21 protein-coding genes are annotated in these 22,745 nt (G+C 62.7%); 14 read left to right on the top strand and 7 right to left on the bottom strand.

The annotated features are described in order from the left end of the window. Nucleotides 1-175 precede the first annotated feature (175 nt). The 4 genes from MA07_RS12005 (at nucleotide 176) to denD (ending at nucleotide 4,144) form a co-directional block, all read left to right on the top strand. Nucleotides 176-718, top strand: a complete 543-nt coding sequence (locus tag MA07_RS12005; protein WP_036350821.1) for a TRAP transporter small permease — start codon at nucleotides 176-178, stop codon at nucleotides 716-718. Next, nucleotides 715-1,998 (top strand): TRAP transporter large permease subunit, encoded by a 1,284-nt coding sequence (locus MA07_RS12000; RefSeq protein ID WP_036350819.1) that lies wholly within the window; start codon nucleotides 715-717, stop codon nucleotides 1,996-1,998. The genes MA07_RS12005 and MA07_RS12000 overlap by 4 nt, the downstream gene beginning before the upstream one ends. A gap of 36 nt (nucleotides 1,999-2,034) precedes the next feature. Next, nucleotides 2,035-3,045 (top strand): TRAP transporter substrate-binding protein, encoded by a 1,011-nt coding sequence (locus MA07_RS11995; RefSeq protein ID WP_036350818.1) that lies wholly within the window; start codon nucleotides 2,035-2,037, stop codon nucleotides 3,043-3,045. Nucleotides 3,046-3,160: 115 nt separating this feature from the next. Then, nucleotides 3,161-4,144 carry a D-erythronate dehydrogenase gene (gene denD / locus MA07_RS11990; RefSeq protein ID WP_036350815.1) on the top strand — a complete coding sequence of 328 codons (984 nt, stop codon included), beginning with the start codon at nucleotides 3,161-3,163 and terminating at the stop codon, nucleotides 4,142-4,144. A 533-nt stretch (nucleotides 4,145-4,677) separates the two neighbouring features. Here denD and MA07_RS29625 read toward each other — a convergent pair. Beyond that, nucleotides 4,678-5,061: a hypothetical protein gene (locus MA07_RS29625; protein WP_152568841.1), complete on the bottom strand. Its 384-nt coding sequence runs from the start codon at nucleotides 5,059-5,061 to the stop codon at nucleotides 4,678-4,680. 93 nt (nucleotides 5,062-5,154) lie between these two features. Here MA07_RS29625 and MA07_RS11975 point away from each other — a divergent pair, with 93 nt between their 5' ends. The 4 genes from MA07_RS11975 (at nucleotide 5,155) to MA07_RS11955 (ending at nucleotide 9,784) form a co-directional block, all read left to right on the top strand. Further along, nucleotides 5,155-6,489 carry a globin-coupled sensor protein gene (locus tag MA07_RS11975; RefSeq protein ID WP_036350811.1) on the top strand — a complete coding sequence of 445 codons (1,335 nt, stop codon included), beginning with the start codon at nucleotides 5,155-5,157 and terminating at the stop codon, nucleotides 6,487-6,489. A gap of 572 nt (nucleotides 6,490-7,061) precedes the next feature. Then, on the top strand, nucleotides 7,062-8,042 hold the full coding sequence (locus MA07_RS11965) for a S1C family serine protease (protein WP_036351309.1): 981 nt from the start codon (nucleotides 7,062-7,064) through the stop codon (nucleotides 8,040-8,042). A gap of 24 nt (nucleotides 8,043-8,066) precedes the next feature. Beyond that, nucleotides 8,067-8,903 (top strand): aldo/keto reductase, encoded by an 837-nt coding sequence (locus MA07_RS11960; protein ID WP_036350807.1) that lies wholly within the window; start codon nucleotides 8,067-8,069, stop codon nucleotides 8,901-8,903. Between the two features lie 47 nt (nucleotides 8,904-8,950). Continuing rightward, nucleotides 8,951-9,784, top strand: coding sequence for an inositol monophosphatase family protein (locus tag MA07_RS11955; RefSeq protein WP_036350805.1), 834 nt, complete (start codon nucleotides 8,951-8,953; stop codon nucleotides 9,782-9,784). On the opposite strand, the gene MA07_RS11950 is transcribed toward MA07_RS11955, so the two are convergent. Together MA07_RS11950 and MA07_RS11945 are read right to left on the bottom strand one after the other, a co-directional pair. Continuing rightward, on the bottom strand, nucleotides 9,775-10,419 hold the full coding sequence (locus MA07_RS11950; RefSeq protein ID WP_036350803.1) for a PAS domain-containing protein: 645 nt from the start codon (nucleotides 10,417-10,419) through the stop codon (nucleotides 9,775-9,777). The genes MA07_RS11955 and MA07_RS11950 overlap by 10 nt on opposite strands. Continuing rightward, on the bottom strand, nucleotides 10,416-11,531 hold the full coding sequence (locus MA07_RS11945) for an aminotransferase class I/II-fold pyridoxal phosphate-dependent enzyme (protein ID WP_036350801.1): 1,116 nt from the start codon (nucleotides 11,529-11,531) through the stop codon (nucleotides 10,416-10,418). Before MA07_RS11945 ends, MA07_RS11950 begins: the two co-directional genes overlap by 4 nt. A gap of 156 nt (nucleotides 11,532-11,687) precedes the next feature. Here MA07_RS11945 and MA07_RS11940 point away from each other — a divergent pair, with 156 nt between their 5' ends. From MA07_RS11940 to MA07_RS11925, 4 genes are read left to right on the top strand one after another with little or no spacing between them, the layout of a single operon-like run. Then, nucleotides 11,688-12,803 carry an aminotransferase class I/II-fold pyridoxal phosphate-dependent enzyme gene (locus MA07_RS11940; RefSeq protein WP_036351308.1) on the top strand — a complete coding sequence of 372 codons (1,116 nt, stop codon included), beginning with the start codon at nucleotides 11,688-11,690 and terminating at the stop codon, nucleotides 12,801-12,803. Nucleotides 12,804-12,817: 14 nt separating this feature from the next. Next, nucleotides 12,818-14,209 (top strand): M20/M25/M40 family metallo-hydrolase, encoded by a 1,392-nt coding sequence (locus MA07_RS11935; RefSeq protein WP_036350799.1) that lies wholly within the window; start codon nucleotides 12,818-12,820, stop codon nucleotides 14,207-14,209. Further along, nucleotides 14,206-15,183 carry a pyridoxal-phosphate dependent enzyme gene (locus MA07_RS11930; RefSeq protein WP_052003105.1) on the top strand — a complete coding sequence of 326 codons (978 nt, stop codon included), beginning with the start codon at nucleotides 14,206-14,208 and terminating at the stop codon, nucleotides 15,181-15,183. Before MA07_RS11935 ends, MA07_RS11930 begins: the two co-directional genes overlap by 4 nt. Then, a complete protein-coding gene (locus tag MA07_RS11925) occupies nucleotides 15,180-16,139 on the top strand; it encodes a hypothetical protein (protein ID WP_052003104.1) in 960 nt (319 codons plus the stop codon). Before MA07_RS11930 ends, MA07_RS11925 begins: the two co-directional genes overlap by 4 nt. A gap of 12 nt (nucleotides 16,140-16,151) precedes the next feature. On the opposite strand, the gene MA07_RS11920 is transcribed toward MA07_RS11925, so the two are convergent. The 3 genes from MA07_RS11920 to serA all read right to left on the bottom strand — a co-directional run bounded on the left by MA07_RS11920 (nucleotide 16,152) and on the right by serA (nucleotide 18,865). After that, nucleotides 16,152-16,745, bottom strand: a complete 594-nt coding sequence (locus MA07_RS11920; protein ID WP_036350797.1) for a hypothetical protein — start codon at nucleotides 16,743-16,745, stop codon at nucleotides 16,152-16,154. A 163-nt stretch (nucleotides 16,746-16,908) separates the two neighbouring features. Continuing rightward, the gene (locus tag MA07_RS11915; RefSeq protein ID WP_152568840.1) at nucleotides 16,909-17,214 is read right to left on the bottom strand and encodes a hypothetical protein; all 306 of its coding nucleotides are present in this window, start codon (nucleotides 17,212-17,214) and stop codon (nucleotides 16,909-16,911) included. Between the two features lie 403 nt (nucleotides 17,215-17,617). Next, nucleotides 17,618-18,865 (bottom strand): phosphoglycerate dehydrogenase, encoded by a 1,248-nt coding sequence (gene serA, locus MA07_RS11910; RefSeq protein WP_036350793.1) that lies wholly within the window; start codon nucleotides 18,863-18,865, stop codon nucleotides 17,618-17,620. A gap of 465 nt (nucleotides 18,866-19,330) precedes the next feature. On the opposite strand from serA, the gene MA07_RS11905 reads away from it, so the two are divergent. Both MA07_RS11905 and MA07_RS11900 read left to right on the top strand, forming a co-directional pair. Further along, nucleotides 19,331-20,104: an endonuclease/exonuclease/phosphatase family protein gene (locus tag MA07_RS11905; protein ID WP_036350791.1), complete on the top strand. Its 774-nt coding sequence runs from the start codon at nucleotides 19,331-19,333 to the stop codon at nucleotides 20,102-20,104. Between the two features lie 106 nt (nucleotides 20,105-20,210). After that, nucleotides 20,211-21,155, top strand: a complete 945-nt coding sequence (locus MA07_RS11900) for a lysylphosphatidylglycerol synthase domain-containing protein (RefSeq protein WP_036350789.1) — start codon at nucleotides 20,211-20,213, stop codon at nucleotides 21,153-21,155. Between the two features lie 3 nt (nucleotides 21,156-21,158). Here the strand turns inward: MA07_RS11900 and MA07_RS11895 are convergent, their stop codons facing one another. Then, nucleotides 21,159-22,658, bottom strand: coding sequence for a phospholipase D-like domain-containing protein (locus MA07_RS11895; protein WP_036350787.1), 1,500 nt, complete (start codon nucleotides 22,656-22,658; stop codon nucleotides 21,159-21,161). Between the last annotated feature and the right edge of the window lie 87 nt (nucleotides 22,659-22,745).

Raw genomic sequence — 22,745 nt, 5'->3', positions numbered from 1 at the left:
CTTCCTTATGGCCCGCATTTGTTTAAGCATCTGAGGCTCCAAGCCTGTTCCACACCGAATTGACACTCTCCGAGACTGGGCCTTAGATCAGTGAAACTTTGCCCTCGCGCGGCCTTGAACAGTCGCCTGAGGCGAGCAGAATAATGTGGGCAGGGACAGGAAACAGGGAGCAACGGTGGACAGGGCTATATCCTTCTTCTTCAAGGGCCTGGAGGGGCTCTTGGTTTTCCTGCTCGCCGCCATGGTCGTCATGGTCTTCGGCAATGTGGTTCTGCGTTATCTCTTCGATACCGGGATTGATGTCTCCGAAGAACTGTCCCGCTATTTCTTCGTCTGGCTGACCTTCATCGGGGCTGTCGTCGTGGGGCGGCAGAATGCTCACCTGGGTGTGGAGACCCTTGTCTCCCGGTTGGGTGATCGGGGGCGAAAGCTCTGCATGATCCTGTCGGACCTCTTCGTCATCGGGTGCTGCGCCGTCTTCTTCTGGGGGACTTGGCAGCAGGCGGAGATCAACGCCACCAATTATGCTCCCATAACGGAAATCTCGATGCTCTGGGTCTATGGCGTCGGCTTCTTCGCAAGCGTTGGGCTCGGCCTCATGGCTGCACTCCGCATCCTGCGGGTTCTCACCGGGCGCCTGAGCGATCAGGAGCTGCGGGCCTTCGCCGGAGATTACAGCGACGACGAGGCTCATACTCTGAAGGGGCACCTCGAGTGACGATCCTCGTATTCCTTACGTCGCTTCTGGGCTCGATGGCCCTTGGAATGCCGATTGCCTTCTCGCTCATCGTCTGCGCGCTGGCGCTGATGCTCTGGCTGGGCAACTTCGACAGCCAGATCGTGGCGCAGAACATGATCATCGGGGCTGACAATTTCCAGCTCCTCGCCGTGCCGTTCTTTCTCTTGGCCGGAGAGCTGATGAATGTGGGTGGGCTGTCCAAGCGCATCGTCAATTTTGCCCTGGCCTGCTTGGGACATATCCATGGTGGCCTCGGCTATGTTGCCATCGTGGCGGCTCTCATCCTCGCCGCCCTGTCCGGGTCCGCGGCGGCAGACACGGCTGCCCTGGCGGCCATTCTGATCCCGATGATGCGGAAAGCAGGGTACGATGTTCCACGGGCTGCGGGGCTCATCGCAGCGGGCGGCATCATTGCTCCGGTAATCCCGCCTTCTATCGGCTTCATCATCTTTGGCGTTGCAGCCAACGTGTCGATCTCGCAGCTGTTCCTGGCCGGCATCGTGCCCGGCCTGATGATGGGCATTTCCCTCGTGGTCGCGTGGGCCATCGTCAGCCGACGGGACAAGATGCAGACGTTTCCCCGCACCACGATGCGGGAGCGGGGAAAGGCTTTTGTCGACGGATTCTTCGCGCTCCTGATGCCGGTCATGATCCTGGGCGGGATCAAGTGGGGCATCGTCACACCGACAGAGGCTGCGGTCTTGGCTGCCGTCTACGCACTCGTGATCGGCATGTTCGTCTATCGCGAACTCAAGCCCTCGATGCTGTACGGGGTCTTTCTCACGGCAGCGAAGACGACGGCTGTGGTGATGTTCCTCGTGGCGGCCGCCCTGGTCTCCGCCTGGCTGATTACCCAGGCGAACATCCCAGGCGAGATCAGCGGGCTCATCCAGCCCCTGATGGACAACAAGACCCTGCTCATGTTCGCCCTGATGTTCCTCGTTGTCATCGTTGGAACCGCACTGGATTTCTCCCCGACGGTTCTGATCCTGACGCCGGTTCTCATGCCGATCGTCAAGCAGGCAGGCATCGATCCGGTCTATTTCGGTGTCCTGTTCATCATCAACAATGCAATCGGACTGATCACGCCTCCGGTCGGGATCGTGCTCAACGTGGTGAGCGGCGTCGCCCGTGTTCCGATGGGGGCTGTGATGCGGGGCGTGAACCCGTTCCTGATGGCCCAGCTAGTCGTGCTTGTCCTGCTCATCGTATTCCCCGAACTGGTGACAGTGCCCCTGGCCTGGTTGCGGGGACGGTAAGTCGGTCGAAGTCAAACCAAGAGAGAGGAAACAACCATGAAAGCATTCAAATTCACCCTTGCTGCAGGTGTAGCGGCGACCATCCTTGCGGCCGTTCCCGCTTATGCGCAGTTCACGGAGCGAAACATTCGCCTCTCGAACGGCGTGAACGAGGATCACCCCAACGGTAAGGGAGTCGAGAAGTTCAGGGCATGCCTGACCGACAAGTCAGGCGGAAAGCTGAAAGTTCAGGGCTTCTGGGGCAATGCCCTCGGCGGCGATCTGCAGGCGACCCAGGCCCTTCGCTCCGGCACCCAGGAAATGGTCGTCACGTCGAGCTCCCCGCTGATCGGCATCCTGCCGGATCTCGGCGTGTTCGACTTGCCTTTCCTCTTCGCCAATGAGAAGGAAGCGGATGCGGTCCTCGACGGCAGCTTCGGCAAGCATATCGACGAAAAGCTCGAATCCGTTGGGCTCGTCAACTTGGCCTATTGGGAGAACGGGTTCCGCAACCTCACAAACTCGCGCCGTCCGGTCGAGAAGTGGGAAGATTTCAAGGGCCTTAAAGTTCGCGTGATGCAGAACAACGTGTTCCTCGATACCTTCAAGACCCTGGGCGCCAATGCCGTTCCCATGGCTTTCGGTGAGGTGTTCACGGCCCTGGAGACCAAGGCCATCGACGGTCAGGAGAATCCCTTCGTGACTATCGACACCTCCAAGTTCTACGAGGTGCAGAAGTACCTGTCGGTCACCCGCCACGCCTACACGCCGTTCCTTGTTCTCTACTCGAAGAAGCTGTGGGACGGATTGTCGAAGGACGAGCAGGCGGCTTTGCGCGATTGTGCGGTCGTTGCTCGTGACGAGCAGCGCAAAGTGTCCCGTGAGCTGTCAGAAGCCTCGCTCAACAAGATCAAGGGTGAGGGCACCGTGGTCAACGAGCTGAATGCTCAGGAGGCCAATCGCATGCGTGAGCAGGCCAAGAGCGTCTGGGAGAAGCATGCGGCGACCATCGGCCCTGAGACCGTGAAGATGATGCAGGACGAACTGGCGAAGGTCCGCGGGAAGTAATTCTTCTCTCCTGAAAAACGTGGCGCCGCTCGGCAGCGGCGCCACACACGTTTCCATTCCGATTTGGGATTCCCGATAGCCTGCTGCGGCTTTCCTGAAGAAGGGCATTTGACCAATGCAGATCCTCATTCTCGGAGCCGCCGGGATGGTCGGACGCAAGCTCGTCCAGCGTCTGGTGAAAGAGCGGCACCTCGGCGGACAGGAGATCTCCCGTCTTATCCTGCATGATGTGGTCGAGCCGGAGCGGCCCGAAGCGCCGTTTGCAATCGATACCCTGACATCCGACTTCTCGACCCCAGGAGAGGCGGAGCGCCTGGTGGCAGCCCGCCCGGATGTTATCTTCCACTTGGCCGCGATCGTCTCCGGCGAAGCCGAGTCCGATCTGAACAAGGGGTATCGGATCAATCTGGACGGCACCCGGTTCCTCTTCGATGCCATACGTCAGTTCGGAAGTGGGTATCGACCGCGGCTGGTGTTTACCTCGTCTATTGCCGTATTTGGGGCGCCTTTTCCGGACGCGATCGGCGATGAGTTCTTCCTGACGCCCCTTACGAGCTACGGCACGCAGAAGGCCATCGGCGAACTGCTGCTGGCCGACTATTCGCGACGCGGGTTCTTCGACGGGATCGGGATCCGGCTGCCGACTATCTGCGTGCGCCCTGGCAAACCCAACAAGGCCGCTTCAGGGTTCTTCTCAGGCATCATTCGCGAGCCTTTGAACGGGCAGGAGGCTATCCTGCCGGTGCCTTTGGACGTGCGCCATTCCCACGCCTCACCCCGATCGGCCGTCAATTTCCTCATCCATGCGGCCACCCTCGACCTTTCTCAGGTCGGACCTCGCCGCAATCTGACGATGCCGAGCGTGTCGGTGACAGTCGCGGAGCAGATCGATGCGCTCAGGCGGATCGCCGGCGAACGTTGCGTCGCCCGGATCCGTCACGAGATTGACCCGGACATCGTGCGCTTTGTCGAGGGCTGGCCCAAGCGCTTCGATGCCCGCAGAGCCGAAAATCTGGGCTTCGAGGCAGAGAAGAGCTTCGAAGAGATCATCTCGATTTATATCGAGGAAGAGCTTGGAGGCGTTCTGCCGGATCGGTAGCAGTTCGGGCTGGAGTCTTTGCAGGTCCTGCTATCGATGGGGTCGCTGTGGAAAGAAGCGCTGCCTGAGCAGGGCCCATTTGCGAACGGCCCAGATCGTAAAGCGACCGACGGGCTTCCGAAGGAAGGGTATGTCATAGGCCATCAGCAACAGGCCTAAGGGCAGCATCCATAGCCCAAGGAAGGGCAGGATCGAGAATATCCCCCCGATGACGAAGAGGATGCCGACAGGCAGCCTGATCCACTTGGCCGCCGGGTGGCGAAGGTTTCGGAGAACCCGCGCGACTTTGCCTGGCACTTCGTGTTCCAGGTGCCTGAACGCCTGTCTCAGAACGGCTCTACCGCTTATGGCTCTCATGGCTTCTGAAGTGCTCATCCGTAAAGAGAGTTCCACAATTCTCTAAAGGGCTCATATTCAACCAAGACAGAGGAAGCCGGGAGTAGGCAGTGGAAAGCTTCTTGCGAGGAGCCGATAGCTGACCGGCTGTGACGCCGAGGATGCGCCGCCCGCAGGGCAGTCATAGGAGCCGCAGCTTAGGCGTGAATTCCTGAAAGCGCAGCAGCAACGGCGTGCCTTCCCTTCTCACCGATCATCGAGGATCTCAGGTCCCTCTCTTTCTGGTCTAGGCGCTGAAGATAGGGGTCGAATTCGAGCGGAAGTGCAGGGTCGCCCAGGAAGCGCGGCTTGTCCCCACGTTCATAATACTCTGCTCTCAGCAGCCGGCCCAGATGGTCCTGGATGTTGGCTGGAAGCGAGGGGGTGTTACTGCGGTACCGCGGTGCGGATTGTGCAGCTTTGAGCGAGCGAAGATACTTTGTTGCTTTCGTGATCATGTTGTAGCCCCACAGATACTCGGAACAACGCGGCATGCCAGCCTTGGTTTCAGATCGGACAGGAGAGGCTGTGAAGCTGCCCATATAATCATTCTTGGAGCGGGCAGGTGGAGCGGGTTTGCAAGCTTCGACCAAGGCTGATTGGCTAAATCCTCTCCATCGATTGGAGTATGTGCGTTGCACAACGATATAGCCATTGCAGACCGGCTCAAATTCATTGGTATCGATGACAGTGTCCGTCAGGAACTGCGTTCAGTCTGGCAGGACATTCATCCTGTCCTGCCCAAGATCCTTTCGCGGTTTTACGAGCACATGCACCGGCAGCCGCAACTGTCCAAGCTGATTGGAGCGCAGCAGTCACGCCTCGTTTCAGCCCAGCTGCAACATTGGGGCCGGCTTTTCAGCGGCAGTTTCGATGCCGCCTATGCTGAGGGCATTCACCGCATCGGTTTGGTTCACAACAAGATCGGCCTTGAGCCCCGGTGGTACATTGGAGGTTATGCCTTCATCCTGAACGAACTGGCCACCTCTCTTGCGAAGAAACATCGCTTCAACGGATCCCTGCTGGCCCGTAAGCTGACGGTCGTGAATCGCGCCGTCATGCTGGATATGGATCTCGCGATCTCCGTGTACCAGGACGCCTTCGTTCAGGAGCGGCAGAAAAAGGGCGAGATGCTGGCGCAGGCTGTTGCTTCGTTCTCTGGTGCCGTTCAGGAGAGTCTGCAAATCTCAGGTCTGGCGAGTGGAGCTCTTTCGGAAAGCGCGGCCGCTCTCGACGCCGCCACGGCCAATGCCAGCAGCCTTGCCAGTCAGGTGACGAGCGCTGCAGAGCAGAGCGCATCCAACATGCAGTCGGGTGCGGCCGCCACGGAACAGCTTGCTTCATCCGTCCGTGAGATCGGGCAGCAGGCCAGCCGCTCCGCCGATGTCGCCCGGCACGCACTGCAGAGCTCACGGCGGACGAAGGACACGGTCAACGGGCTGGCAGAGCAGGCGAGGGCGATCGGAGACGTCGTCGATCTGATCGAGAGAATTGCCGCTCAAACCAACCTCCTCGCGCTGAATGCCACCATTGAGGCAGCACGCGCAGGCGAGATGGGCAAGGGCTTTGCCGTAGTCGCCCAGGAGGTCAAGACCCTGGCAAACCAGACCGCCAAGGCCACGACGGAAATCGGCTCCCGCATCGGCGCCATTCAGGAGGCGACCCGGCAAAGCGTCACCGACATCGACGACATCGGACGCATCATGGATGACCTGAGCGGGATCGCCACGGCGATCGCTGCCGCGGTCGAGGAGCAGGCCGCCGTCACCTCGGAAATTGCCGTCAATGTCCATCAGACCACCGATCATACCCACGCGGTGGTGCGCAGCATCGAGGCTCTGACCGGGTCCACGGCTTCCGCCGCATCGGCGGCGCACCAGGTGTCGAATGCCAAGCAGACCCTGGATCAGCAATTGCAGCGGCTGAAGCAGGATATCGATCACTTCCTCGCAAAGGCCCAAGCCGCATAACGTCAGGAAGAGGTGACTGCACCTCCATCTTCTTCAAAGCTCTCGGGTCGTGTCTTTTTTGATACAGACACATCCCCGCAAATCAGACACCGTGACGGTTGACGCAGCGGCATCGTTCCGCGTGCCGTGAGAGAGACGCAACAGTTTCTCCGTGGGGGCCAAGGTGAATCAGGTGGATCTTGAGGTCGAGCATATTGCCCGAGCGTTCTTTGCTGCTTGGCATGGGGCTGAGGCTTGGGAGAACGCTTCCCGGAGCCTGAAGCATGAGTTTCGCCTGTATGCCAGGCAGGCTATCAGCATGCTGGAGAAGCGCCAGGAGCAGATGCAACGGGTCGAGCTGGAGGTATCTCCGGACCGAGTCCTGGAGACAGCCTGAAGGGATCCCGATCCTCTCCTTGGGAGCGACCAAGCCTCTCGCATCAGGATCGGCGCGGCATCCAGGCTTCGGGTTCAACCCATCCCGCAAACACGGCTTTTTGTGCGTCAAAAAGGGGGAGGGCTGTTGAAGGCATGGTTTTTCCTGCCATGTTGAAAGGATGCGGGCTCTCGGCGGAGAGGCCGGGGAGTTTTTCATGCAGCCACCCGACGAATGGGAAATCCCTCCTGAGTTCCAACCCGATCCGAGGCTTCTCGATTACGATCTGAAGAACGCCCTGTCGGCCGTGGTGTCTCTGCGCGCGCGCGTTCCCGAGGATGCCTTCACGGCCGAGACCCTCGGCGTCGAACGGGCAGGCCAAGGCGTGGTCATCCGGGACGACGGCCTTGTCGTGACCATCGGGTATCTCATTGCCGAAGCGGAAGAGGTCTGGCTCACCACCAACCGGGGGCGGGTCGTGGGCGCGCATGTGATCGCCTACGATTATGAGAGCGGCTTCGGTCTCGTGCAGGCGCTCGAGCCTCTGGGTGTGCCTGTGCTTGCCCTTGGGGATTCCCGGCGGTTGAAGCCTGGAGAACAGGTCGTCGTCGGAGGAAGCGGCGGGCAGATCCATTCCCTGGCAGCTCAGGTGGTCGCCTGCCAGGAGTTCGCGGGTTACTGGGAATATCTCATCGACGGCGCCATCTTCACGGCGCCGGCCCATCCCAATTGGGGCGGCACGGCGCTGATCGGCCCGCGCGGCGATCTCATGGGGATCGGTTCCCTCCAACTCCAGCACCAAGCTTCCGGCGGAACCGTCGTGCCCCTCAACATGAGCGTGCCCATCGACCTGCTGAAGCCCATCCTCGACGATCTCCTCACCTCCGGACGGGTCAAGCATGAGCCGCGGCCCTGGCTCGGCTTCTATGTCGCGGAGGCGGAGGACGAGCAGCTCACGATCATCGGCCTGGCCGGCGATGCTCCGGCGCAGCGAGCCGGCCTGCGGGCAGGCGATCAGATTCATGCCGTTGCGGAGCAGAGCGTGACCTCGCTGGCGGAGTTCTACCGGGCTATCTGGGCCCTCGGTCCGGCCGGTGTGGATGTTCCGCTGACCCTTGAGCGGGAAGGCGACAGGTTCGACGTGACGATCCGATCGGCAGACAGGGGCCGCTTCATGAAGACCCCCCGCCTGCAATAGCGCACCGGTCAGGGAGAGCCGACCATGGACCCGACTGTAACCCTGCCGGCCGGCGAAAGCATTCCCGCCCTCGGGCAGGGCACCTGGCAGATGGCCGAGAGGTCTGGCCGTAGGGCTCAGGAGATCGAGGCGCTGCGCCTTGGGGTCGAACTCGGAATGACCCTGATCGACACGGCCGAGATGTACGGGGAAGGAGCCGCCGAGGAACTGGTGGCCGAAGCTCTGGCCGGAGAACGTGAGCGCCTCTTCCTCGTCAGCAAGGTTTATCCTCACAATGCCGGCCGGCAGGGCGTGATCGAGGCTTGCGAACGCAGCCTTCGGCGGCTGAAGACCGATCGGCTCGACCTCTACCTCCTGCACTGGCGCGGAAGCGTTCCGCTGGAGGAGACGGTCGCCAGCTTCGAGGAGCTTCGCCGATCCGGCAAGATCCGTCACTGGGGCGTCAGCAATTTCGACGTGGACGACATGGAGGAATTGCTCGGCGTGCCGGCAGGAGAAAACTGCGCCACCAATCAGGTTCTCTACAACGTGACGCGGCGCGGCCCCGAGTTCGACCTCAGCCCCTGGATGAGGGCACACGGCATGCCGTTGATGGCCTACAGCCCCATCGAGCAGGGGAGGCTTCCCCGAGGCGGTGCGCTGCAGGCCATCGCAAAAGCCCATGAGGCAAGCCCATTCCAGATCGCTCTGGCCTGGCTGCTGAACAGGCCCGGCGTGATTGCCATCCCGAAGGCATCCAGCGTGCAGCATGTGCAGGAGAACCATAGGGCCTTGGAGATCACGTTGACCCCAGAGGACTTGGCGGCCATCGATGCAGAGTTCCCGGCGCCGAAGCGCAAGCGCCCGCTTGAGATGATCTAGCAGACATCCGCAGAAGCCACCCATCACGACAGGACGGTACCAGTCTCATGAGTTTCTCCCGACCCGACGCCATGACCGTCGCGGAACTTCTCAGGGCTGCGGCGCAGGCCGAGATCCTGCCGCGCTTCCGGAACCTTTCCGCCAGTGCCGTTCGCACCAAGACCTCCCATCTCGACCTTGTCACGGATGCGGACGAAGCCGCTGAGCGGATGATTGAGGCGGAGCTTCAGCGCTTGTTCCCCACGGCTCTCGTGATCGGAGAGGAGGGCGTGAGCCGCAATCCCGGGCTGCTCGACAATCTCGACGCGGCGGATCTCGCCTTCATCCTCGATCCCGTCGACGGCACGCTCAACTTCGCATCCGGCCTTCCACTCTTCGGCGTCATGGCGGCTGTGACGTTGAAGGGAGAGGTCGTGTGCGGAATCATCCTGGATCCGATCTCGGACGATTGGGCCATGGCCGTTCGCGGCGAGGGAGCATGGATCCAGCGGCCCGACGGCAGCACCGCCTCCCTTCAGGTCTCACCGGCCGTTCCGCTCGCTGAGATGGCCGGCAACGTCTCCTGGCGCTACCTTCCGGAGGCCCAGCGACCCCTGGTGACGGGCAACCTGCCGAAGGTCGCCATGGCGGCCGATCTCCGGTGTTCGGCGCATACCTATCGGCTGATCGCCGCCGGTCACCTGCATTTCTCGTTCTCGTCCAGCGTCATGCCGTGGGATCATGCGGCCGGTTGGCTGATCCACCGCGAGGCCGGCGGCTACACGGCGCATTTCGACGGCTCCGCCTATCGCCCGGCCAACAGGAGCGGCGGCCTCATCAGCGCACCCGATGAGGCGAGCTGGCGGGCCGTGCGCGACGCGCTCCTTACGCCTCAGGCCTGATCCTTCCGGCGAAGGTAGTTGTAGACGGTGGCGCGGCCCAGGCCGAGCACGCGCGAGATGTAGGCGGCCGCATTGCGCCCGCCGAACGCGCCGTCGCCGGCGAGATCGGCTACGAGCTGCTGCTTCTGCAGGCGCGTCATCTCCGCGACGGAGAGGCCGCGTTCGCGGGTCCAGCTCTGGATGTACTCGTTGATGCGCTCGTGCCAGTCCTCCTTGAACAGGGAAGCCGGCTTCTCGGCGGATTGTGGAACGGCCACGAGAGCGGTCAGCGTCTGCATCACGGCATGGAAATGAGAGACATCGACGTTGATGCAGAGAATGCCGATGGCCTTGCGCCCGGCACGGACAACGGCGCTCACCGACTTGATGCGCCGTCCGTCCCAGTTCACCTTCTCGTAGGGGCCGATGATGACGTCGGATGGCTTGAAGTCGATCTCGTGCAGCAGGGACGGCTCGCCGAGCTCCCGCTTGGAGAAAGGGTTCGATAGATGCACGACCGTCTCCGTCGAGAGATCGTGCAGCACCACTTCGGCATAGGGCTGGAACAGCAGGGCAATGGCGTCGCAGACCGGCGCATAGGCCGCAAGCTCCGGCGCAAGTCCTTTCGTCGGAGACGCCTTCTGCGCCTGCGTCATGACAGTTCCGCGCGCACGAAGGCCGCGAGGCGCTCGAGGCCCGCCTCCAGATGGTGGGCCGGCGCGCCGATGCCGATCCTGATGTAGCGGTCCATGCCATAGACATCGCCCGGCAGCAGCATGATGCCGCGCTCCTCGCGCAGGCGATGCACCAGCTCCGTGGAGTTCATGGGCATGGCATAGCGGATGAACGCCATGCCGCCGGCCTTGGGCGGCACGAACGAGAACAGATCGCTATTCTCATCGACCCAGCGCTGCAGGAGGGCGAGGTTCTCGCGCAGGATGCGCTTGCTGCGCAACAGGATCTCCTGCCGCTTTGCGGGCTCCACGACGATCTCGGCCACGAACTCGCTGACGGCCCCGGTCGTGATGGACGTGTAGTCCTTGCGCTGCCAGGAGGCGTAGATCTCCTGCGCGGGTCCGACGAGCCAGCCGATGCGCAATCCGGGGAGCGCCATCGCCTTCGAGAGGCCGCTGGTGACGATGGCTTTCTCATAGAGATCGGCAAAGCTCGGAGGCTCGTCCTGCTCCAGCTCTGCGCCCTTGTACACTTCGTCTGCGTGCAGGTAGATCCCGTGTTCGCGGGCAATCGCCACGAGCCCGTCCATGGTCCCGCGCGACAGGACGCTGCCGGTCGGGTTGTTCGGGTTACAGATGGTCATCATCTTCGTGCGCGACGACACGGCCTTGCGCACTTCGTCGAGATCGGGAGTCCATCCGAGCTCCTCGCGGAGAACAACCTCTTTGACCGTCACGCCGATGGCCCGCGCCCAGCCCCAGATCTGCAGGTAGTTCGGCACGAACACGACAAGCTCGTCGCCCGGTTCGAGCACAGACATCACGAGCAGGAAGTTCGCCTCAGCCGAGCCGTTGGTGACGATCACCTCGTCGGCATTGCGCCCTTTGTGCAGCCTGGCGATGGCCTCGCGCAGCTCCACGCGCCCGTTCGTCCAGCCGTAGCCCAGCTCCACATCGAGCAACTGGGTCTGCTGCTCCGGGGTCAGGAGCTCACGCAGGGAGTAGGGATGCACGCCGCTGTCGGACAGGTTGTACTCGACCGTGTTCTCATACAGCGACTGAATGCGTTCGAGCGTGAACTCTTCGATTTTCATGGGTTCCCCGTGAGAATGAGCAAGGTTTCAAAGGCTCTGTAGCATCACGATTTTGGACGCGATAGTCCAATTTGGACTTGACGGTACAAATTCCCTGCTGCCATGGTCCGGCACCTCGCGGCGCCGGAGCGCCGTCATTTTCGGATTGGAGCCATTGTGCAGTTCGATACCTTCCTCATGGAACGGAACCAGACGCTCTTCGAGAACGGCGTCGAGATCAACCTCACCGAGAGCGGCGTGCATCCCTGCACCATCGAGGAGATCATGCCGACGGATGCCGCGCAGGCGCTCCTGCGTCTGCCGCTCGGCTATGGCTGGACCGACGGCCGGCCCGACCTGCGCTCCGCCATCGCAAGCTGGTATCCGGGTGCATCGGAGTCCAACGTGCTGGTCACCAACGGCTCCTCGGAAGCAACCATGATTGCCCTGATGGCCATCGTGGATCCGGGCGACAAGGTTCTCTTCGCTGTTCCCAACTTCATGCAGGTGGATGGCCTCGGGCGCGCTCTCGGCATGAACGTGCAGCGGCTGCCGCTCTTGGCCGATCGGGGCTGGCAGATCGACTCGAATGCGCTCGCGCAGGCGGTCGAAGGCGGCGTGAAACTGATCGCAGCGACAAACCCGGGCAACCCGACCGGCGCCGTCCTCTCGGCCCGCAGCCGCGAGCTTCTTCTGGAGGCCGCGCGCAAGGCGGGAGCCTGGCTCATGGTCGATGAGATCTATCGCGGCGGCGAGATCGACGGGGCTGAGACGGAAACGTTCTACGGAAGTTATGACCGGGTCATCGTCACAAGCAGCCTGTCGAAATCGTTCGCGTGCCCCGGCTTGCGTCTCGGATGGATCGTCGGGCCGCAAGTGGTTGTCGAAGAGGCGGCCAAGCGGCAGGACTACACCACCATCGGCAGCGGGATCCTCAGCCAGATCGTCGGCGCCGCCGTGATGGCTCCGGAAAACCGCGAACGCATCCTAGCGCGGGGACGGGCCCTGCTTCGCGAGAATGCGGATATCGTCCAAAGCTGGATCGAGAAGCGCAACCGCTGGTCCTGGCAGCGTCCCGCGGCCGGCGGCATGGCCTTCCTGCGTTACGATTTCGACATGTCCTCCGAGGATTTGTCCAATGCGTTCCGGGAAGAGGAAAGCGTATTCGTCGTGGCCGGAAGCTGGTTCGGGATCGAGAACCACATCCGCGTCGGCATCGGCGTGAAGACGGAACACCTCGTGGAGGGCCTCGCCCGCCTCGACAGCTTCCTCGCCCGCCGCAATCTGGTCTGAGGCGGGCTCGAACGATGCTGCCGCACGAGCACCTGTCGAGAGCGAAGGAGGAGCTTCGCCGCCTCGTCGCCATCCCGTCCGTCAGCGCGCGCGGAGAAAAGCTCGCCGAGTGCGCCGAGGCCGTTCGCGATCTGCTGACGGAGGCGGGCTTCGCTACCGAGATCCAACCGGGGGACGTAGGTCCCTTCGTCGTGGGCGAGATCGGCAGCGGCCCGCTGACGATGATGATCTACAACCATTACGATGTTCAGCCCGAGGATCCAGTGTCACTGTGGCACTCTCCTCCCTTCGAGCTGTCCGAGCGCGACGGGCGCTGGTACGGGCGTGGCGTCGCCGATGACAAGGGGGAGTTCGTCAGCCGGCTCGCGGGCTGGCGCCTCTTCCGGGAGCGGCATCCCGGTCCCCTGCCGTTCAGGCTCGTCTGGCTCGTCGATGGCGAGGAGGAGATCGGCAGTCCGTCCCTCGAGGCCTTCCTGAGGCGGCGCTTCGACGGTGAGGCGGTGAATGTGTGTTGGTGGGAATACGGCGAGATCGACGCGAGCGGTCGACCGATCATCCTCTGCGGCTTCAAGGGCGTGATGGCGGTTGAGCTGCGCGCCAGGACAGCCCGGGCGGATCTGCATTCGAGCCTCGGTGCGGTCTTCGACAACCCGCTCTGGAAGCTTGCGGCCGCAACTGCGTCCCTGCGCGACGGCACGGGACGAATTCTGATCGAGGGATTCTACGACGCCGTCCGGCAGCCTGCTCCCGGCGACAGCGAACTGGCCTCGGCTCCTCCATACTCCCTCGATAGCCTGATGGACGCCACGGGCGCGCAGCGGCTTCTCGATGGGATCGATGGCGCCAGCTTCTATCGCGCCGTCAACTTCGAGCCGTGCATGAACGTCAACGGCTTCTCCGGCGGCTATGCGGGCGAGGGCGCAAAGACCGTCCTGCCCGCGGAAGGCGTGGTCAAGATCGACTTCCGCCTCGTGCCCGATCAGGACCCGCAGCACATCGTTGCTCTGCTGCGTGCGCATCTCGACCGTCACGGCTTCGATGATATCGAACTGATCGTGCACGACGCTAACGTGAGGCCAGTGCGGTCGGCTACCGACCACTGGTTCGTTCAGGATGCGAAGGCGGCTCTCGAAGAGCATTTCGGCCAACCGGCTATTGTGCAGCCCAGCTCCCCGGCCTCGGGCACGGCCCATCCCTTCGTCGAGCAGCTCGGCGCCGAGATCGTCGGCCTCGGCCTCACCCATCATGGCGCCATGCTCCACTCGCCCGACGAGAACATCATCGTCGATCAGTTCGCCAGGACAATCGAGTGCTCCGCTGCAATCCTTGCAAGGCTTTCAGACCGAGCGGTCCAAATGAGGGGCCAATCGGGTCCTGAGCAGCTGTCAGATGGAGAAACGCTATGATCAGCATCGTTCTTGAGGCAGCCGCCCGATCGGTGCAGGCACGCCAGCGGATCCGAAGCCATATATACGAGACGCCGCTGCTCCCGTCGCGGCAGATCGGCCGAGAGACCGGATCGTCAGTCTTCTTCAAGGCCGAGAACTTCCAGCTCACCGGTTCCTTCAAGATCCGTGGAGCCGCCAGCAAGATGACGTCGCTGGGCAACGACCGCGAGGTCATCACCGCATCGTCGGGCAATCACGGCATTGCGTCAGCGCAGGCAGCCGCGTCGATCGGTCAGGCTCTGACCGTGGTGCTGCCTGAAACCGTCGCGCAGGCCAAGCTCGACCGGATCCGCTCCTTCAACGTGAACGTCATCCTGCACGGCGCAGAGAGCGGCCTGGCGGAGCTTTACGCGCAGGAGCAGGCCGCATCCCGCGGTCTCGTCTATGTGTCTCCCTATAACGATCCCGAGATCGTTGCCGGGCAGGGAACCATCGGGCTGGAACTGCTCGAACAGGCGGAGACCATCGACAACGTGTTCATCGCCATGGGCGGCGGCGGGCTGATCGGCGGCATCGGGGGCGTGCTCAAGAGCTTCAGCCCCGGGACACGGGTTTATGGCGTGGCGGCTCAGAACTCGGCGGCGCTTGCGGCCTCCATGAAAGCCGGACGCGTGGTTGAGACCGAGCATCACGACACGCTCGCGGACGGCGTTGCAGGCGGCATGGACGAGGACAGCATCACGCTGCCGCTTGCCGTCTCGGTGGTCGACGAGGTCGTCACCTGCACGGAGGCTGAGATCGCGAGCGCTCTCCGGGATCTGGCTTTCAAGGAAAACCAGATCGTGGAAGGCGCGGCGGCGCTTGCCCTGGCCGGGTTCCTTAAAGTCGCAGACCGCTGCAGAGGTCGGAAGAACGTCGTCGTGCTGTGTGGAGCGAATTTCGACCACGACAAGATCTTCTCCATCCTACACGGCCGAGGACGCGAGCCATGACGGCCGCAGGTCCAATCACCTTTCTCGATCTCCCGCAGATCGAGCGGCGCCTGGAGGGGCTTGATCTCGTGCCCCTGATGGAGGAGGCGTTCGCAGCTTTCTCCCGCGGCGAGGCCGTGGTTCCGCCGCCCGGCGAGCTCCTGTTCGAGGATCCCCCGGGCGAGGTGCATATCAAGTACGGCTACCTGAAAGCAGGCGACACCTATGTGGTGAAGATCGCATCCGGCTTCTGGAACAATCCCGCGCTCGGCCTGAGCAGCAGCGACGGACTCCTGCTCGTCTTCAGGAAGAGCACGGGAGAGCTGGCGGCCGTGCTTAACGATCGCGGACGCCTGACGGATCTGCGCACCGCCGCCGCGGGAGCGGTCGCAGCCAAGCACCTTGCGCCTGACCGGATCGACACCATCGGTGTGCTCGGCACCGGCATTCAGGCGGAGCTGCAGGTTCAGCTGCTTCAGTCGGTTCGCGCCTGCCGGAACATCGTGTTCTGGGGGCGCAACCCTGAGCGGGCGGACGCTTATGTTCGCAGGATGCAAGACAAGGGCTTCCTCGTCGAGGCGGTGCGTTCTCCCGCCGAGGTCGCGTCCCGTTGCCGCCTGATCGTCACCGCCACGGCGAGCTCGGAGCCGCTTCTGCGATGGTCTGACATCCGGCCCGGCACCCATATCACGGCGATTGGCGCCGACAGTGCCGACAAGCAGGAGCTGGAACCAGCAACCATCCAGCGAGCTGATCTTGTCGTCACAGACAGCAGGATTCAAGGCCGATCAAGAGGTGAGCTCTGGCACGCCTATCGGGCCGATGAAGCAGGCATGAGCCGCATCGTCGAGATCGGCGAGATCGTTTCTGGAGCAGCCGATGGCCGCACGGCGGCCGAACAGGTGACGGTCTCGACGTTCTCAGGACTGGCCGTTCAGGACATCGCCATCGCGTCGGCGGTTCTCGGCTGCTCGTGATGCCATCGTCCCTTAAGGAGCATGCTCTATCCGCTCGATCAGGCGGTCGATCTCCGCGATCTTGCCGAGGCGTCGCTTGCATTGCCTGTCGAGATACCAAGCTCTGCCGATGCTGAAGCCCAGGAGAGGCAGCGCCCAAAGGATGCTGACCACGTTCAGAAGCACCGGGCCCAGGAATGCAATCGACAGGACCCATGCTTCGATGCGCCCGAATCCTTCGGTGAGTTCGTTCTTCAGAAAAAGCTGCTGCCGTTCGATGAGGAGCTGGCTCCTGGCATAGGCGAGCAGGCTTTTCTGCTCGCTTCCCTGTCGGGAGCCGCGCTGCCGCTGGAGGCTCCCCCTGAGCTCCGCGATATCCGAGAATCGATCCGGCGTGTCGTAAGCTCTGGCCTTCGGCGCGAAGGCTGCGACGATCCGGCGGTGAAGAGCGACGAGAGCCGGGGGATGATTGTCCTGCCCGGTTTGCAACTGCGGTGGTTCGAAATCGTCCGTGATGCGGCGGCGGATCTGGGCCACGGTGTTAGCCTGCCTGCCGTGCTCGAAGACGCTGGCGACATGCGTTGCGATGGCCGCTTCGATCGTCGCTCCTGCTCTGTCCGTCGCCATCACCAGTTCCTTCGCCTTGGCCTGCCTGCAGTCGTGGACCGCATGGCAGTGGACCCAGTATTCAGACCGACATGCCCAGCGCTCCATTGCAGCAGTTCACGAAGTGTGAAACAGCAGGGTTAACGGATGCTTAAGATTGGCATCTCATCTCTTGCAGGCAGGATCAGCGCTGGTCCTCGGGAAGCATACCGGCGAGATCCTTCAGGAACTTGATGGATGCGGCCGGTCGCCCTTCCTGCTCGGCGACCTGGATGATGTGGTTCAGGATGGTGGCGATCTCACCGAGCTTCGCGACACGCCCGGCGGAGAGAACGTGAAAGAAGGTGGAGAACGCCACCGCGATCGCCTGGTCATGCTCCTCCAGCACGCGACACTGCTCCTTGAGCGCTTTGATGTCCCTTTCCTGCGCAGACACGATCTCCACGAGAGTCAGCATCTGCTCGGCCAGGGTGTCTACGGACGTGTTCATGTGGCTGAAGCGTTCCAGTTGGGCGTGAATGGGCGAGGAGTGCTCGACCTCGTTGTCGGTCGGTGGAGACTCGACGGATTGGTGCATCTGCGGAGACGAGGTTGATGACTGATCGTTTCCGGTCTGCTCGCGCTGTGCGTTTGAAGGGCCAGTCTCTCCGAGCGCAGGGTCCCCCCTATGCGCAACGATACGAGGAAACCCGATCATGCGGGTAAGCCCGATCGCCGCCTGATGCATGAAACGACGTAACTTCACATGAACACCGGCAATCACATTCCTGCTTTCGCTCGGACGAGCGCGCCATCGCGTCCACGAGGGAGACGGCATCATCGACGGTATCATGCCTTGCGCGGGAATGCTTCATGAAGGTCGTCCGGCGGATCAGGCGTCCTGCATCCGCCGATCATCCACGGGCATAGAGAAGGCGGGCGCGAATGGTTCCCTCCAGGGCACGGATCTCCTGCAAGGTCTCGCGGCTCTGCTCGGGCTGGCCCTCCACCTCGATCACGACGTACCCGATCTCGCCATCGGTCTGCAGGTGCTGGGCCGTGATGTTGAGGCCGCGCTGCGAGAAGGCATTGTTCAGCCGCCCGAGCATGCCGGGCACGTTCCTGTGGACGTGGATGTAGCGCGTGCCCGAGGGCCGGGACGGCAGCTGGACCTGAGGAAAGTTCACGGCGCCGACTGTCGTGCCCACGTCGGAATAATCCGTCAGCTTCTTGGCGACCTCGGCGCCGATGCGCTCCTGGGCTTCCTCCGTCGAACCGCCGATGTGAGGGGTCAGGATCACATTGTCGAGACGCTGCAGCGGCGTGACGAAACGCTCCTTGTTCGACGCAGGCTCCACGGGAAACACATCGACGGCCGCGCCCCGCAGATGGCCGCTCCGCAGGCCCTCGGCCAAGGCGTCGAGATCGACCACCGTGCCGCGGCTGTTGTTGATGAGATAGGCCCCCTTCCTCATGGCGGCGATCTCGGCCTTGCCGATCATGCCGTGGGTGGCCGGCGTCTCCGGCACATGCAAGCTGACGATATCGCTCTGGCCCAGCAGGGCGTGCAGGCTGTCGGCCGGCTCCGTGTTGCCGTGGCGCAGCTTGTCGGTCTGGTCGAAGAAGATGACGCGCATGCCCATGGCTTCTGCCAGATAGGAGAGCTGCGAGCCGATATTGCCGTAACCGACGATGCCGAGCGTCTTGCCGCGCACCTCATGGCTGTCCGTCGCGGACTTGTCCCATTGTCCTTCATGGGCGGCAGTGGATTTTGGGAAAGTGCGGCGCAGAAGCATGACGATCTCGCCGATCACCAGCTCGGCCACGCTCCGGGTGTTGGAGAACGGCGCGTTGAAGACGGGAATGCCGGCCTGCCGGGCAGCCTCCAGATCGACCTGGTTCGTGCCGACGCTGAAGCAGCCGACGGCGATCAGCCGGTTGACGGATTGCAGAACCCTGCTCGTCAGCTGGGTGCGGGAGCGGATGCCCAGGAGGTGGATCCCCTGCAGGGCTTCGATGAGCGCGTCCTCATCGAGCGCGGTCTTGAGGTGGGTGAGGTTGGTGTAGCCCGCCCCCTCGATCAGGTCGACGGCACTCTGGTTCACTCCTTCGAGCAAGAGAACGCGAATCTTGTCTTTCTGAAGAGAGAACGTCCCGGACATATCAGCTCCAACTGCCTTCCACGGGCATGCCATAGCGCGCTAGGGCAGGGGCGGGAATCTTTTTTCCTGCATCCGTATGCTTTCATGGGCGGAGCTCCCGACATCCTTTCGGACACCCGGCCCCCGACAGGGGGAGGCCTCCTACCTCCTATGCTCTGATCCGGTCTCCCGCGCCTGATCTATGATGGCTGAATCCGGTTGCGCCTGCAGCCGGTCGAGGAGGCGGGGACCGGTGCCGGATGTACGCACGGTCCCCGTTCCTTTTCCTAAGCCTCCTCCCTCCGAACCCTTCAGGTTGAGCTATGGAGCCGCCCGACATTCTTGATGATGTTTGACGCTCAGGCACTTCAAAAAGCCGAGCTTGGATGGATCCACGCTCCTTCGATGGGAGTTCTGGTTCCAACTGCATAGGAACCGGCCGGTGAGCGGAACGCTCCCTCCGGAGGTCTGCCAACAGGGGGCGAAGTGCCGCGAATCCTGACCTACAACGTGCACCGCTGCCTCGGCACGGACGGACGGCTGTCCCCTGCGCGTATCGCCGATGTGATAGCAGCCTACGAGCCGGATGTCGTCGCACTCCAGGAGCTCGACGTGGGGCGGGCCAGGACAGGTGGCGTCGATCAGGCTCATGCGATTGCCCAGGCGCTTGGAATGCATGTGCATTTCCATGCCAGCATGCGGGTGCTGGAAGAGGAGTATGGCAACGCCATCCTGACCCACAGGCCCTCGAAGCTCGTCAAGGCGGAGGCTCTGCCAGGCTTGGCCGGAAAGCCTGGGCTCGAGCCGCGGGGGGCTCTCTGGGCCTCGGTCAACATCGGGGGCACTGATGTCCAGATCATCAACACTCATCTGGGCCTGCGCCGCCACGAGCGGCTTGCGCAGGTGAATGCCCTGTTGGGCCCGCGCTGGCTCGGTCATCAGTCCTGCCGTGAGCCGACGATCCTGCTAGGGGACCTCAATGCCACGCCGCGGTCGCGGGCCTATCAGCGCCTCACCGCGCATCTCCGGGATGCACAGGCGCTGGCGAAACCTCCCAAACCCAGGGCAACGTTCCCGTCGCGCTTGCCGATGTTGCGCATCGATCATGTCTTCGTCAGCCGCGAGATTGCCGTGCAGCGTGTTGAAGCGGTACGGACACCTTTGGCGCGCGTCGCCTCGGATCATCTCCCGCTGCTCGTCGAGTTCCAGATCGTTCGCGGCAAGGCGCACCAAGCGAGCATAGCCCACGCTCATGAATGAGGGGTATTACTGAAGGCGGCTGACGGATCGCCGGCCCTGCTTCCGCGTTGAGCTTTGTAGAGCGTGGCCGTTAGCTGCTGCGGCACAATGCCAATGAGGAGAGGGGATGCGGAACTGGAAGTACCTGATTGCTGCGGCTGCCATATGCCTGGCGGCTTTCCTGCTGTATCGCACGCTCAGTCGCTACAGCCTGGAAGAGTTGACCGCCGCCGTTACCGCCGTTCCGGTTCCGAGGCTCCTGGCTGCTGCAGGATTTGCCGCAGCCAGCTATGTGTGCCTGACCTTCTTCGACTATCTAGCCCTGCGCTATGTTGGGCGGCCGCTTCCCTATCCAAAAGCGGCCCTGGCCTCATTCACGGCTCTCTCGCTGGGGCATAACATCGGATTGGCCGCCCTGAGCAGCGGGGCTGTGCGCTATCGCTTTTACAGCCGCTGGGGGCTGGCCGCAGGCGAGGTGGCAAAGGTGGTCGTCTTCTGCGGGATCACTGTCGGGCACGGCCTGATGACACTGGGCGGAGCAGCCCTGCTCCTGCGCTCGGAACTAGCCGGGAAAATCACAGGGTTGACCCATCCAGTCGTCATCGCCTTGGGCCTGGGCTGCCTTGCTGTTCCGGTAATCTATCTGATCCTGTCCGTCTTCATGCGCAGGCCGCTGCGGATCCGGCGCTGGTCGCTTGAGGTCCCGGCTTTCCGGCTCGCCATCGGACAGGTTCTGATCGGGTCTATCAATTTCGCGTTCGTGGCCGCCTGCCTTCATCAGGCCCTCGCGGCTGTGGCAGACGTTGCGTATCTGGGTGTGGCATCCGTCTATGTGATCGCCAATGCGACGGCGCTGGTCAGCCATGTGCCCGGAGGGCTTGGCGTGATCGAGAGCGTCGTCATGTACCTTCTGCCCCAGAACGACCTGATCGGGCCGCTTCTGGTGTTTCGATTTGTCTACTTCCTCGCGCCGCTTGTCTTAGGGGGGATCCTGTTGGCCGTGACCGAGCTTGTCCTGCGGCGTAGAGGTTCAGGCGCTCAAGGAAATGCGCCCATACCCGCGAAGGCCTAGACGTCAGTCCTTGCGGCGGCGGAACAGGGCGAGCGGCTCGAAAGGCTCCAGCGGATCCAAAAGGCCAGTGCCTGGAGCCGGTGCATCCGGCCCGTCGTCGTCCATGGCTCCAAAGGCGCGCAGGCCGCGCGTTCCGGTATTGAGCTGGTCGACGGCCTGGATGACGGACCCGCCTGCTGCCTCCAGAACCTCCACGAAGGTCCTCGGCTGTGTCTCGAGATGCTCTGCAAGAAGCCGGTCTCTCAAGCTGGCAATCGTTCGGCGCTCTTCCTTGGTCGTGGCCTCAATGGCGAGGTCGCACTCGCTGTCGAGGCCCATGGAGCGGTTGTTCAGGTTCGACGAGCCGATGCGCAGGAACACGTCGTCGACGATGATGAGCTTGGAATGGATGAGCACCTGGCATTCTCCACCCGATCCGTTGGGAATGACCGGGTAATAGACGCGCAGGCGGTCGTAATGATCGCATTTGCGCAGACGCCGGATGAGCCTGTCCCTGTTCGAGCCCATAACCAGTTCTTCAGCCCACCCATGGGATTCATGTGTCTGGATCACGACGATCTCCGGCCCGTCGGGATCGGCCAGGCGTTGCTCCAGAACGTCGCCAATTGCGGGAGCCGTCATGTACTGCGCTTCGATATAGATGCTCTTCCTGGCGGCGGAGAGCGCGTCCAGGGTCAGGGCCGCCGCCTCCTGCGCGGCGGGTTGGTCGCCCCAGGCCGGATAGGTGCGCGCGATGGCGATCGGCACGTCGACGAAATCGGCGGCAAGATCCTCCGGCCACGGATCGCCTCGGACCGGTAGGGCTGGGCTCAGCTCTTCGCCCGTCGCAAATTTCCAGCGGCCATAGCCCACTTCGGCGACGGAGCGGGCAGCCTCGCCGTCCACCGCCATCTGAAGATCGTGGACGGGTTCGTAGATGCTCCCGTCATCCTTCAGCCGGATCGGGTCGTCGCAGGCATGGCGATGGGTGTCCCATCGCTCGACCGTTAGGTCCATGCCGCCGACGAAGGCCAACGCATCGTCGATGCAGACGATCTTCTGGTGATGAGCGGCATAGAGCGGGTGATGAGTGTCGAGCTTAAGCTGGAGGCGCGGATGGTCCTGCCACTCGGCGCCGAAGATGAGCGGACCGGGAGCCCCGGGGGCATGCACGACGGCCACGCTCCACACCAGGATCCTGACCTCAAGGTCAGGCTTGGCCTCCACGAGGGAGCGGAGCAAGGGCCCTAACGGGGGCGAATCCTCGGCGCTCACCTCCGGACGCAGGCGGATGCTGCCGTCGAAGTCCCAGCCGATGATGAGAATGGAGCGTCGGGCACGGCGCAAGGCCGCTTCCAGACAGGCGAAATAAGCGGCGCCGTCGATCAGGATCGATGCGCGATCAGCCTGGGCGACGCGCCAGCAATTCTGCCCTGGACGCAGGATTGGGCCCTCGGGCAGCCGTTCGGCCGCCTGCGCGAACTGAGGTTCTTGCCGGCTCGTCGTTTGTTCCAGAAGCTGCACGCGACTAAGATCCTAAACGCAATCCTGTGCCAACTCGGGAACCGAGGCCAAGGTTCCGGGTGGAAACAGTGCGCTTCAAAATCGTTG

This window comes from Microvirga sp. BSC39 (assembly GCF_000739015.1).
In the GTDB taxonomy this organism is placed as follows: Bacteria; Pseudomonadota; Alphaproteobacteria; order Rhizobiales; family Beijerinckiaceae; genus Microvirga.
The sequence above is the reverse complement of the archived record's forward strand: the minus strand, read 5'-3'. Positions and strand labels throughout refer to the sequence as shown.